Below are 12,962 nucleotides of genomic sequence, written 5' to 3'. Positions count from 1 at the left end.
GGTTCATTTCTTCGAAGGAGTCGCTGAGAGCCATGCCGGTCTCCGTCACCATGCCCCAGCTCGGCGAGAGCGTCACCGAGGGCACCGTCACCCGCTGGTTGAAGAAGGAGGGTGAGCGCGTCGAGACCGACGAGCCGCTTCTCGAAGTGTCGACCGACAAGGTCGACACCGAGATCCCTTCGCCCGCCTCGGGCATCCTGACCAGCATCACCGTCGCCGAGGACGAGACCGTCGAGGTCGGCGCGGAACTGGCCGTCATCGGCGACGAGGGGGACGCGCCGTCCGGCGGCGCCGCCCCGGCGGCCGAGGAGAAGCCGCAGGAGGCGCCCGCCCCGCAGCAGGAGCAGCCGCAGCAGCAGGCGCAGGAGCAGGCCCCGCCGCCCGCCGCGTGGCCGCCGCCCGCCCAGCAGCAGCCCGCCGCGCCGCCGGAGCCCGCCCCGCAGGCCCAGGCCCCGCAGCAGCCCCGCCAGCAGGCCCCGCAGGAGCCCGCCCCGCAGGTGCCCGAGCAGCCCTCCGCGCCGTCCGCGGCGTCCGCCGAGGCGCCGTCCGACGGCCCGTACGTGACCCCGCTCGTCCGCAAGCTGGCGACCGAGCACGGCGTCGACCTGAACTCGGTCAACGGCACCGGGGTCGGGGGCCGCATCCGCAAGCAGGACGTCCTCGAGGCCGCCCGCGCCGCCAAGGAGCGGCAGGCGCAGGAGTCCGCCGCCCCGGCCGCACCGGCCGCGGCGCCGTCCGCCCCGGCCGCGCGGCCGTCCAGGCCCGCCGCCCCGGCGCCCGCCGCCGCCCCCGCCGACCAGCTCGCGCTGCGCGGCCGGACCGAGCCGATGTCGCGGATCCGCAAGACGATCGCCCGCCGCATGGTGGAGTCGCTGCAGGTGTCGGCGCAGCTCACCACCGTCGTCGAGGTGGACGTCACCAAGATCGCGCGGCTGCGGGAGCAGGCCAAGGCCGACTTCCAGGCCCGCGAGGGCGTCAAGCTGTCGTTCATGCCGTTCTTCGCGATGGCGACGGTCGAGGCGCTCAAGGCGCACCCGAAGCTCAACGCCGTCGTCAACAGCGAGACGAACGAGGTCACCTACCACGACGTGGAGAACCTCTCCATCGCGGTGGACGTCCCCGAGCGCGGCCTGATGGTCCCGGTCATCGACAACGCCGGGCAGCTCAACCTGGGCGGGCTCGCGCAGCGGATCGCCGACCTCGCCGAGCGGACCCGCACCGGCGACCTCAGCCCGGACGAGCTGGCCGGCGGCACGTTCACGCTGACCAACACCGGCAGCCGCGGGGCCCTGTTCGACACCCCGATCCTCAACCAGCCGCAGGTCGGGATGCTCGGCACGGGCGCGGTCGTGAAGCGCCCGGCCGTCATCGACGACCCCGAGCTGGGCGAGGTCATCGCCGTCCGGTCCATGGTCTACCTGGCCCTGACCTACGACCACCGGCTCGTCGACGGCGCTGACGCCGCCCGCTTCCTGGGCACCGTCAAGCACCGCCTGGAGGAGGGCAACTTCGAGTCCGAGCTCGGCCTCTGACCGGCTCGTCTCCGGCCCGCCGCAGCGTCACGCGAGCCCCCGCCGTCCCGCCGGGACGGCGGGGGTTCGCCGTTCCGCCCAAGATTCGTCAAAGTCGCGGTCCGCGCCCCCGGGTGGCCGTACGGTGACAGCGAGACCGACCGGCCCCGGAGAACGGGCCTTGAGGAGGGCGCATGAGCACCGACGGACAGCCGCACATTCTCGCGATCGGCGGCGGATCGTTCGTCCCCGACGGCCGCGAGGGGCTCGCGCCGAGCCCGCTGCTGCGCTACGCCGCCGACCTCACCGGGCAGGACCGTCCCCGCGTGTGCTTCCTCACCACCGCCCTCGGGGACGGCGCCGAGTACGTGTCGCGGTTCTACGCGGCGTTCGCCGCGCTGGACGCCGAGGTCAGCCACCTGGCGCTGTTCCCGATGCCGAACGTGGCCGACATGCGGGCGCACCTGCTCACGCAGGACCTCGTGTACGTGTCGGGCGGCAGCGTCGCCAACCTCCTGGCCCTGTGGCGGCTGCACGGGGTCGACGAGATCATGCGTGAGGCGTGGGAGGCGGGCGTCGTGCTGTCCGGGCAGAGCGCGGGCGCCCTGTGCTGGCACGTCGGCGGCAACACCGACTCGTTCGGCCCGCAGCTGCGGCCCCTGACCGACGGCCTCGGGTTCCTGCCGTACTCCTGCGGCGTCCACTACGACAGCGACCCGCAGCGCCGTCCGCTGCTGCAGCAGCTCGTGGGCGAGGGGACGCTCCCCGGCGGGTACGCGGCGGACGAGTCGGTCGCCCTGCACTACGTGGGCACCGAGTTCGTCCAGGCCGTCTCCTTTCGGCAGGAGGCGGGCGCCTACCGGGTGGAACCGGACGGGCCGGGCACGGCCAAGGAGACGCGCCTGGAGCCCCGGCTGCTCGCCTCGCTCTGACGGGCCGTCAGGACGCGATCATCACCTTGTAGACGGCCTCGCCCGCGTCGGCGGCGGCCCGGAAGAAGTCCGTCAGGGCCTCGTAGGCGGGCGCGAGCACCTCGTCGCGGGCGGCCGCGCCCAGCCCGGCGGCATCCTGGACGCCCGCAGCGTGCATCGCGGCGGGATCGAACCGGGCGGCGACGTCGGCGAACGGGGTCGCGGCCAGGTGGTCGGCGGCGGGCTTGACGCGGTCAGGGGCCAGGTAGATGACGTCCATGCCGAGCTCGTCGGCGCCGTCCTCGGTCAGCAGCCGGCCGCCGCACACCACGTCCGCGTCCGGCTGGCGGCCGTCCCACGCGTCGCCCGTCAGCAGGTAGTGCAGGGCCTGCCAGGCGCCGCCGAGGTCGACGGGCGGGGGCGCGGCGCGGCGGCGCCACTCGCGGTCGCCGAACACGTGGCGGGCGACCCGGCCGGGATCCGACTCACCCTCCAGCACCGGCGGCACCCTGAGGTACGACATTGCCAGACCCACTGCGCTCCTCCTGTCCACACCGCTCGGACGACCCGTGACGACTCTTCGTGACGACAGGGAGCCACCCTAGAGACGTCCGGGGAAAGAGATGGCCGAAACACGCGAATCCGCGGCGCCCCGGCCGGTACCGTCACTCGTTCGAGATGATCCCGATACTGCATCGAGCCCCCCGCCGCCGGGCCGGGCGGCCGCGGTGTGCCGATCCCGGAAACCGCGACGTAGGCTGAACGGGTGACAACGGTGACACCTGAGGGGCGCAAGCTCCTGCGCATTGAGGCACGGAACAGCCAGACCCCGATCGAGCGCAAGCCGGAGTGGATCAAGACCCGGCTGAAGATGGGCCCGCAGTACAAGGAGCTCATCGGGCTGGTGAAGTCCGAGGGCCTGCACACGGTGTGCCAGGAGGCGGCCTGCCCCAACATCTTCGAATGCTGGGAGGACCGTGAGGCCACGTTCCTCATCGGCGGGGAGCAGTGCACCCGGCGTTGCGACTTCTGCAACATCGACACGGGCAAGCCCGCCGATTTCGACCGGGACGAACCGCGCCGGGTGGCCGAGTCGGTCGTGACGATGGGCCTGAAGTACGCCACCGTCACCGGCGTCGCCCGCGACGACCTGGAGGACGGCGGCGCCTGGCTGTATGCCGAGACGGTCCGGCGGATCCACGCGGCGGTGCCCGGCTGCGGCGTCGAGCTGCTGATCCCGGACTTCAACGCGGAGCCCGAGCAGCTCGCCGAGGTGTTCTCGTCGCGGCCCGAGGTGCTCGCCCACAACGTCGAGACCGTCCCGCGGATCTTCAGGCGGATCCGTCCGGGGTTCCGCTATGAGCGCTCCCTCGAGGTGATCACCCGGGCCCGCGAGGACGGGCTGGTCACCAAGTCGAACCTGATCCTGGGCATGGGCGAGACGCGCGAGGAGGTCTCCGCGGCGCTGCGCGACCTGCACGACGCCGGTTGCGAACTGATCACGATCACGCAGTACCTGCGCCCGTCCCCGCGCCACCACCCGGTCGAGCGGTGGGTGAAGCCGGAAGAGTTCGTCGAGCTGTCCGACGAGGCGAAGGAGATCGGCTTCGCGGGCGTGATGTCGGGTCCGCTCGTCCGCTCCAGCTACCGCGCCGGACGCCTCTACCGGCAGGCCGTCGAGGCCCGGGACGCCTAATGGGAGGTACCGGGTCAGCCGCGCTGGCAGACTCGGTGCCTGGTAGCCGCCGGTGAGTGAGCACTCTTATCGCCTGGACCTTGAGTCCTTGGGTCAGATTGTGCCCTCGCCGGTGGTCAGGGGTCTTGATCGCTGATGGGATGTCGTGCCCGCCCGATCGTGGCGTGAGCACTTGTCCATTAGGTCGCCGACCGGCTCCTGCGGGCTGCTGCTCCGACCATCGAGCGTGGAGGGTGATGTGCTGTTCGTCGGAGACGACTGGGCCGAGGACCATCACGATGTGGAGGTCCAGGACCGGGAGGGGAGGGTGCTCAAGCGGGCCCGGCTGCCCGAGGGGATGGCCGGGATGGCCCGGTTCCACGACCTGGTCGGCCGGTTCGTGGCCGCCGACGCCGAGGCGTCCGAGGTCGGGGTGTGCATCGAGACCGACCGGGGCCCGTGGGTGCGGGCCCTGGTCGCGGCCGGCTACCGGGTGTTCGCGGTGGACCCCAAGCAGGCCGCCCGGCACCGCGAGATCCTGGGCAGCTCGGGCGCCAAGAGCGACAAAGGCGACGCGCACGCCCTGGCCGACATGCTGCGCACCCGCCACCGGCAGCTGCGCGAGATCGCGGGCGACTCCCAGACCGCCGAGGCGGTCAAGGTCGTCACCCGGGCGCACCAGAGCATGGTGTGGGAACGCACCCGGCACATGCTCCGGCTGCGATCGGCGCTGCGCGAGTACTTCCCCGCCGCGCTGGAGGCCTACAAGCCCCTGGGGCTGACCAGCGGGGCGGTGCTGCGGTTGCTGAACAGGGCCCCCACCCCGCAAGCTGCCGCCAAGCTCACCCGCTCTCAGATCGCGGCGGCGCTCAAGGGCCGCCGCGACATCGACGGCAGGACCGCGGCGATCCAGCAGGTCCTGCGCGGCGAGCATCTGGGCCAGGGCGAGATCGTCACGAGCGCCTACGCGGCCACCGTCCGGTCGCTGGTCGCGGTCATCACCACTTTGAACGCCGAGATCACGGCCTTGGAAGGGCAGGTCGAGGCGCATTTTGGCCGGCACCCGGACGCTGAGGTCATCCTGTCCCAGCCCGGCCTGGGCGTGGTTCTGGGCGCCCGGGTGCTCGCCGAGTTCGGGGACGCCGAGGGACGCTACGCCTCGGCCAAGGCCCGCAAGAACTATGCCGCCACCAGCCCGATCACCCGGCAATCGGGCAAGATGCGCACCGTGCACGCCCGGTTCGTCCACAACGACCGCCTGGTGGACGCCCTCCACCTCCAGGCGTCCTGCGCACTCCTGCACGACCCGCACGTCCGCGCCTACTACGACCGGCTCAGAGCCCGCGACATCGCCCACAACGCCGCCCTGCGCCAGGTCGGCAACCGTCTCGTCGGCATCCTGCACGGCTGCCTGAAGACCCGCACCCTCTACGACCGGGCGACCGCATGGTCACACCACAACCACGACCTCGCCGCTTGACATCCAACCTCCAGGGATGTCTGACCCGCACACCGTTCGGGGACGAATCGGCTGTCCGGTGACGACCCCGACCCGACTATCCTTGGAACCATGTCGAAAAAGCCCGCAGACGGAGGCCAGGAGCGTCCGGGCCGCCTCAAGCAGATCCGCATGGTGGCCCAGGTCCTGCACCAGGCGAACAAGAAGGCCCTCCCGATCGTCTTCGCCTCGGCGATCGGCACGCTGGCCGTCGTCGTCGCCATCGGGCTGATCTTCGGCCAGCTGTGGTTCTTCATCCCGCTGGGCATCCTGGCCGCCTTCGCGGTCGGCATGATCGTGTTCGGCCAGCTCGCGCAGCGCGCCCAGTACAAGGTGATCTCCGGGCAGCCGGGGGCGGCCGCCGCGATCCTGAAGAACATGCGCGGCGGGTGGACGGTGACCGAGGCGGTCACCGGCAACCGCAACCTCGACATGGTGCACCGCGCGGTCGGGCGGCCGGGGATCGTGCTGGTCTCCGAAGGGCCGCCCAACCGGGTCGGGCCCCTGCTCGGCGCGGAGAAGAAGCGCCTGTCGCGCGCGGCCCAGCAGGTCCCCATCTACGACGTCCAGGTGGGCGACGAGGAGGGGCAGATCCCGGTCGACAAGCTGCAGCGGCACCTGATGAAGCTGCCGCGCAACCTCTCCAAGGGGCAGGTCGCCGAGCTGAACGACCGGCTGACGGCGCTGCCCCGCAACATGCAGATGCCGAAGGGGCCGATGCCGAAGGGCGCGAAGATGCCCAAGGGCCCCAAGCCCAGGATGCGCTGACCGAGCACCGACGACGGAGCGCCCCCTCCCGCCGGGAGGGGGCGCTTTCGCGTGAGGTGGTTCGCGTGATCCGGTTCGCGTGAGCCGGACGTCAGATGTTGACGACGGCGGTGTTCGCCGCCCGGTCGTGCAGTCCGCGGTAGTCGCGGTCCCAGAGCAGGGCCGGGATGACGAGGAGCAGCAGCAGCGAGCGCGCGAGGCCCCAGCCGAGCCCGACCGGACGCCCGTCCAGCCGGACGACCCGGATCCCGCACAGCCGCTTGCCGATCGTCACGCCGAGCAGCGAGGTCAGCAGCCAGGCCTGAACGCCGAACACGACGAGCGTCCAGGTGCTGCGCTCCGGCGGGCCCCAGTCGAGCGAGGTGGCCAGCAGGCTCGCGACCAGCATCGACAGACCCCAGTCGACGAACAGCGCGGCGATCCTGCGGCCGTAGCTCGCGACGGCGCCGCTGCCGTTCTCCGGAAAACCGATCCGCTCCCCGGGCTGCCCCAGGTCGACTCCTGCCGCGCGCGCGCCGCCCAGCCACGTCTGCGTCCAGCGCGGGCCCTTGCCACTGCTCATGTCCCTACGCTATCCGCTCCCCCGGCGGGCGCCGACTGGCCCCGCCTCCGGACGAAGCGCCACAGGAAGGACCGTCCGCGTAACACGCCCGAAACATATGGGACATGGACGGGAAACGGCGGCTGCCTAGCCTCGTGGGGAGCCAAGGAGTCCCACAAGGAGGCCGGATGTTCAGCAGCGCCGAAGAGATCCTGCGCTATATCAGGGACGAGGACGTCAGGTTCGTCGACTGCCGGTTCGTGGACCTGCCCGGCAAGATGCAGCACCTCACGTTCCCCGTCGAACGCTTCGACGAGAGCATCTTCACCGAGGGCCTGATGTTCGACGGCTCGTCCGTCCGCGGGTTCCAGGAGATCCACGAGTCGGACATGCTGCTGCTGCCCGACCCGGCGACCGCCGTGCTGGACCCGTTCCGGCAGCACCGGACGCTGAACCTGAACTTCTTCGTGCACGACCCGCTGACCGGGGAGCCCTACAGCCGCGACCCCCGCAACGTGGCGAAGAAGGCCCAGGACTACCTGCGCGGCTCCGGCATCGCCGACACCTGCTACTTCGGTCCCGAGGCCGAGTTCTACATCTTCGACGACGTCCGCTTCCAGACGTCGCCGAACGCCGGTTTCTACCACCTGGACTCGATCGAGGGCGCGTGGAACACCGGCCGCGAGGAGGCGGGCGGCAACCTCGGCGCCAAGCCCGGCTACAAGGGCGGCTACTTCCCCGTCCCGCCGATGGACCACTACACCGACCTCCGCTCGGAGATGTCGGCGCAGCTGCTCAACGTCGGCCTGAACGTCGAGCTGCACCACCACGAGGTCGGCACCGCGGGCCAGTCGGAGATCGGCGTCAAGTTCGACACCCTACTCAAGGCCGCCGACAACCTGCTGCTCTACAAGTACGTCGTGAAGAGCGTCGCGCGCGCCGCCGGCAAGACCGTCACGTTCATGCCCAAGCCGATCTTCGGTGACAACGGGTCCGGCATGCACTGCCACCAGTCGCTGTGGAAGGACGGCTCGCCGCTGTTCTACGACGAGGTCGGGTACGCGGGCCTGTCGGACAACGCCCGCTACTACATCGGCGGCCTGCTCAAGCACGCGCCGTCCCTGCTGGCCTTCACGAACCCGACGGTGAACTCCTACCACCGGCTGGTCCCCGGCTTCGAGGCCCCGGTCAACCTCGTGTACTCGCAGCGGAACCGCTCCGCCTGCATCCGCATCCCGATCACCGGCTCGAACCCGAAGGCCAAGCGCGTCGAGTTCCGCGTCCCGGACCCGTCCTGCAACCCGTACCTGGCCTTCTCTGCGATGATGATGGCCGGCCTGGACGGCATCAAGAACAAGATCGAGCCCGCCGAGCCGGTCGACAAGGACCTCTACGAGCTCCCGCCCGAGGAGGCCCGCGCGATCCCGCAGGTCCCCGGCTCCCTCCCCGAGGTCCTCGCGTCGCTCGAGGCCGACCACGACTACCTGCTCGAGGGCGGCGTCTTCACCCAGGACCTCATCGAGACCTGGATCGCGATGAAGAACGAGTTCGAGATCGACCCGATCCGCCTCCGCCCCCACCCCCACGAGTTCGAGATGTACTACGACATCTGATCCGCCCCGTTCCGTGTGGCCCCGGCGCTTTCGTGCCGGGGCCACACGGCGTTGCACGGCCCGGTGTCCATGAGGGCGGGACGCGACGAGGCGGCGTGGGACTGCGGACGTGCACGGCGACGAACGGCCCGGGGAGGCGTTGCGGCGCGGGCGGTCCGCGCCGGACGCGGCCGGGGCGGTGCCGGCGCGCGGGGCGCGGGGCGGTGCCGGCTGCGCTCCGGGATGTAGTCCGGGTGGAGGAAATCCACCGGGAAGCCCTGATGAACTCCCCCCAAAGACCGGACAGGGCCTCGGGGTCGTACTACTCAGGTCTGAGGTGAAGACCGTTCGCTGCGGTGATCACATATCGCGGCCGCCGGAGAATGATGGTCGGTATGGCCCAGATCGCCCCCCCGGCCCCTCGCCGAGCCCCGGCCCACCAGGCCCCGCCCGGCGAGCCGCGAAGGCCGGCCGCAACGCCGCGGCTCAGGGTGTTCACCGTACCCCCGGTATGGCGCGAGCTGCTGCTGATCGTCCTGTTCTACACCGGTTACTCGCTCACCCGCATCGTGCTCGTCCAGGACGGCACCGCGTCCGCGTTCGCCCACGCGGACCAGATCCTGCGGCTGGAGGGCGCCCTCGGTCTCGACTTCGAGCTGACGCTCAACCAGGCGCTTCTGGAACTTCCCTGGCTGGCGCGCGCCGCGAACGTCTTCTACGCGACGATGCACTTCGCGGTGACGCTCGGCATGGTGGTCTGGCTGTACCTGCGCAGGCCGCGCGACTACCGGTGGCTCCGGACGTCCCTCATGATCGCGACCGGGGTGGCGGTGCTCGGTTTCTGGCTGTACCCGCTGGCACCGCCGCGGTTCCTGGGCGAGCAGGGGTTCGTCGACCCGGTGACGGCGCTGCAGTCGTTCGGCCTGTACGCGAGCGACGCGTCCGCGACGATGACGAACCAGTACGCGGCGATGCCGTCGATGCACGCCGGCTGGGCGCTGTGGTGCGGGTTCGTCCTGTTCCGGCTGACGGGCCGGCGGTGGCTGAAGGCGCTGGGCGTGCTGTATCCGGCGACCACGACGGTGGTGATCATCGCGACGGCGAACCACTACGTGCTGGACGCGGTCGCGGGGTTCGCGCTGGTCGCCGGGGCGCTGGCGCTGTCGTGGCTGCTGTACGTGCGGCGGCCGCGGCGGCTGCTGGAGGCGCGGGACCGGCTGCTGCGGCGGCCGGTCGCGCCGCCCGCTCCCGCGCCGCGTCCGGCCGCGCCCGGCGACCGTCCCGAGCCGGTGGGCGCGGGTCAGTCCGTGTCGCCGTAGAAGACCCGCTCGACGACGGCGCGGGCGCGGCGGGTGCAGCGCCGGTGGTCCTCCAGCAGGTCCCCGGCGGTGGCGTGGCCGAGGACGCGGGCGACGGCGCTGCGGTCGCTGCGGTGGTCGGTGGGCAGCAGGTCGGACGCGCGGCCGCGGACGAGCATGACGGCGCCGCGGATGCGGGTCGCGAGGGTCCAGGCGGCGGCGAGCACCTCGGCGTCGGCGGGGTCGAGCAGGTCCGCCCGGACGGCGGCGTCCAGTGCGGCGAGGGTGCGGGTGGTGCGCAGCTCCGGGACGTCGTGGGCGTGCTGGAGCTGGATGAGCTGGGCGACCCACTCGACGTCCGACAGCCCGCCGGGGCCGAGCTTGACGTGCAGCCGCGGGTCGGTGCCGCGCGGGAGCCGCTCGGACTCCATGCGGGCCTTCAGCCGGCGGATCTGCCGGACGGCGTCCTCGGCGATGCCGCCGGGCGGGCGGCGGATCGGGTCGATCAGCGCGCGGAACCGGTCGCGCAGGCCCGGATCGCCGATGATCGGGTCGGCGCGCAGCAGCGCCTGCGTCTCCCACGGCTCGGACCAGCGGGCGTAGTAGGCGGCGTAGGACGCGAGGGTCCGGACGAGCGGGCCGCGGCGGCCCTCGGGGCGCAGGTCGGGGTCGATGGCGAGCGGCGGGTCGGGGGCGGGCAGCGACAGCAGCCGGCGGAGTTCCTCGGCGACGGCGCGGGCGGCCCGGTCGGCGGCGCGCTCGTCGGCGCCGGGGTGCGGGTCGTGGACGAACATGACGTCGGCGTCGCTGCCGTACCCGAGCTCGCGCCCGCCGAAGCGGCCCATCGCGACGACGGCCAGGCGGGTGGGGAGGGGCTCGCCGGTGCGGGCCTCGACGGCGTCGGTCGCGGCCCGGAGGGCGGCCTCCACGGTGACGGCGGCGATGTCGGTGAGCGCCTCCCCGACGGTGGTGACGTCGGCGCGGCCGAGCAGGTCGGCGACGGCGACGCGGAACAGCTCGCGGCGCCGCTGCGCCCGCACGACGGTGACGGCCGCCTCGGCGGCGGCCGTCCCGGCGTCGGGGGACGCGGCGTGCCTGCGGACGGCCGCGAGCGCCTCGGCGCGCAGCGCGTCGTGCGGGCGGGGCACCAGTTCGGCGTCGCCGGCGAGCATGCCGACGGCGTCGGGGGCGCGCAGCAGCAGGTCGGTGGCGTAGCGGCTGGCCCCGAGCACCCACGCCATCCGCTCGGCGACGGTGATGTCGTCGCGGAGCAGCCGCAGGTACCAGGGGGTGGTGCCGAGGGCGTCGCTGACCTGCCGGAAGCCGAGCAGCCCGGCGTCCGGGTCGGGGGCGCCGGCGAACCAGCCGAGCATGACCGGCAGCAGCGTCCGCTGGATGGCGGCGCGGCGCGACACCCCGGCGGTGAGCGCCTCGATGTGCCGCAGGGCCCCGGCCGGGTCGTCGAAGCCGAGGGCCTCCAGCCGGGCGCGGGCCGCCTCGGGGGTGAGCCGCGCCTCCTCCTCGGGGAGCCGCGCGACGGCCCGCAGCAGCGGCGCGTAGAACAGTTTCTCGTGGAGGCGGCGGACCTCGCGGGCGTGCCGCCGCCACAGCGCGGTGAACTCGGCGACCGGGTCGGTGCGCAGGCCGAGGGCGCGGCCGAGGCGGCGCAGGTCGTCCCCGTCGTCGGGGACGAGGTGGGTGCGGCGCAGCCGGTGCAGCTGCAGGAGGTGCTCGACGCGGCGCAGGAACCGGTAGGCGGACGTCAGGGCGGCGGCGTCGTCGCGGCCGACGTAGCCGCCGCGCGACAGCTCGGCGAGCGCCTCGAGGGTGCCGGGGGCGCGGAGGGTCTCGTCGGTGCGGCCGTGGACGAGCTGGAGGAGCTGAACGGCGAACTCGACGTCGCGGAGGCCGCCGGGGCCGAGCTTGAGCTGCCGTTCGGCCTCGGCGCTGCGCCGGTTGAGGTCGGCCTCGACGCGGCGCCGCATGTCCTGGACGTCCTCGACGAAGCCCTCGCCCTCGGCGGCGGCCCACACGAGCGGGGCCACGGCCTCGATGTAGCGGGCGCCGAGGCCGGCGTCGCCCGCGACGGGCCGGGCCTTCAGCAGCGCCTGGAACTCCCACGTCTTGGCCCAGCGCTCGTAGTAGGCGCGGTGGCTGGCGAGGGTCCGGACGAGCGGTCCCGCCTTGCCCTCGGGGCGCAGCGCCGCATCGACCTCCCAGAGTGAGCCCTCCTCGGTGGTGGCCGAGCAGGCCCGCATGGTGGCGGCGGCGAGCCGTGTCGCGGCGCGCAGCGCGGCGTCCTCGGAGGCGCCGTCGCGGGCTTCGGCGACGAACACGACGTCGACGTCGCTGACGTAGTTCAGCTCGCGGCCCCCGCACTTGCCCATGCCGATCACGGCGAGGCGGCAGGACGCGTGCTCGGGCACCTCGGCGCGCGCGATCGCCAGACCCGCCTCGAGCGCGGCGGCGGCGAGGTCGGCGAGCTCGGCGGCGACCCGCGCGACGTCGGCGGCGCCGACGAGGTCGCGCCCGGCGAGGTCGAGCAGGCGGCGGCGGTACGCGACGCGCAGCGCGCCGAGCGCGTCCGGCCCGGCGGACGCGGCGACGGGTTCGGTGCCCTGCCCGGTGCCGGGTCCGGCGTCGGCGGGCGCCGCGCCGACCGCGGCGAGCAGTTCCGCGCGGACGTCGCCGTGGCCCGCGCGGTGGTCGCGCAGGACGTGCCAGTGGCCGGGGTGCCGGACGAGGTGGTCGCCGAGCGCGACGCTGACGCCGAGGACGGCGGTCAGCCGGTCGCGGGTGCCGTCCTCGGCGGCGAGGGCGGCGCGCAGTTCGGAGCCCTCGCCGTGCTCGTCGGCGGCGGCCAGCAGCCGCAGCAGGCCGCTCAGCGCGAGGTCGGGGTCGGCGGTGCCGCCGAGCGCGCCGAGCAGGGCCTCCAGCAGCGCCCCGTCGAGCCGGACGCCGTCGTCGGCCTCGGCGTCGCGGACGAGCCGCTGCGCGCGTCCCGCGTCGGTGAAGCCGAGCCGCGCCAGGCGTCCGGCGAGGGAGGGGTGGCGGTCGCGGATCCGGGATTCGGCGTTCCCCGGCTCGGTCGTGCTCGGCTCGGTCACACCTCAACCGTAATGCGCCGGACTCCGGGTGCGGCGTACGCGCCCCCCGGACGGCCCGATG

The 12,962-nt window shown here is 73.2% G+C and carries 10 protein-coding genes; 7 read left to right on the top strand and 3 right to left on the bottom strand.

From position 1 onward, the window contains the following. Positions 1-32: 32 nt before the first annotated feature. Positions 33-1,532 (top strand): 2-oxoglutarate dehydrogenase, E2 component, dihydrolipoamide succinyltransferase, encoded by a 1,500-nt coding sequence (gene sucB, locus F7P10_RS36170; protein ID WP_151016557.1) that lies wholly within the window; start codon positions 33-35, stop codon positions 1,530-1,532. 173 nt (positions 1,533-1,705) lie between these two features. Next, a complete protein-coding gene (locus F7P10_RS36165; protein WP_151016556.1) occupies positions 1,706-2,443 on the top strand; it encodes a peptidase E in 738 nt (245 codons plus the stop codon). A gap of 7 nt (positions 2,444-2,450) precedes the next feature. Here F7P10_RS36165 and F7P10_RS36160 read toward each other — a convergent pair whose 3' ends face one another. After that, positions 2,451-2,957: a YfbM family protein gene (locus F7P10_RS36160; RefSeq protein ID WP_151016555.1), complete on the bottom strand. Its 507-nt coding sequence runs from the start codon at positions 2,955-2,957 to the stop codon at positions 2,451-2,453. Positions 2,958-3,188: 231 nt separating this feature from the next. On the opposite strand from F7P10_RS36160, the gene lipA reads away from it, so the two are divergent. From lipA to F7P10_RS36145, 3 genes are all read left to right on the top strand, one after another. Next, the gene (gene lipA / locus F7P10_RS36155) at positions 3,189-4,118 is read left to right on the top strand and encodes a lipoyl synthase (RefSeq protein ID WP_151016554.1); all 930 of its coding nucleotides are present in this window, start codon (positions 3,189-3,191) and stop codon (positions 4,116-4,118) included. Positions 4,119-4,356: 238 nt separating this feature from the next. After that, the gene (locus F7P10_RS36150) at positions 4,357-5,577 is read left to right on the top strand and encodes an IS110 family transposase (RefSeq protein ID WP_151015311.1); all 1,221 of its coding nucleotides are present in this window, start codon (positions 4,357-4,359) and stop codon (positions 5,575-5,577) included. Positions 5,578-5,667: 90 nt separating this feature from the next. Further along, entirely contained in the window at positions 5,668-6,363 is a 696-nt protein-coding gene (locus F7P10_RS36145) for a DUF4191 domain-containing protein (protein ID WP_151016553.1), read from the top strand. Between the two features lie 91 nt (positions 6,364-6,454). Here the strand turns inward: F7P10_RS36145 and F7P10_RS36140 are convergent, their stop codons facing one another. Continuing rightward, positions 6,455-6,925 carry an RDD family protein gene (locus F7P10_RS36140; RefSeq protein WP_151016552.1) on the bottom strand — a complete coding sequence of 157 codons (471 nt, stop codon included), beginning with the start codon at positions 6,923-6,925 and terminating at the stop codon, positions 6,455-6,457. Positions 6,926-7,092: 167 nt separating this feature from the next. Here F7P10_RS36140 and glnA point away from each other — a divergent pair, with 167 nt between their 5' ends. Beyond that, positions 7,093-8,517 (top strand): type I glutamate--ammonia ligase, encoded by a 1,425-nt coding sequence (glnA, locus tag F7P10_RS36135; RefSeq protein ID WP_151016551.1) that lies wholly within the window; start codon positions 7,093-7,095, stop codon positions 8,515-8,517. Positions 8,518-8,987: 470 nt separating this feature from the next. Continuing rightward, entirely contained in the window at positions 8,988-9,815 is an 828-nt protein-coding gene (locus tag F7P10_RS36130; protein ID WP_254716202.1) for a phosphatase PAP2 family protein, read from the top strand. Here F7P10_RS36130 and F7P10_RS36125 read toward each other — a convergent pair. After that, positions 9,797-12,856, bottom strand: a complete 3,060-nt coding sequence (locus tag F7P10_RS36125) for a bifunctional [glutamine synthetase] adenylyltransferase/[glutamine synthetase]-adenylyl-L-tyrosine phosphorylase (RefSeq protein WP_151018509.1) — start codon at positions 12,854-12,856, stop codon at positions 9,797-9,799. The genes F7P10_RS36130 and F7P10_RS36125 overlap by 19 nt on opposite strands. Between the last annotated feature and the right edge of the window lie 106 nt (positions 12,857-12,962).

It is taken from the genome of Actinomadura sp. WMMB 499 (genome assembly GCF_008824145.1).
Lineage (GTDB): Bacteria > Actinomycetota > Actinomycetes > Streptosporangiales > Streptosporangiaceae > Spirillospora.
Note: the sequence above shows the minus strand (reverse complement) of the source record. Positions and strands in the feature narration are given on the sequence as shown.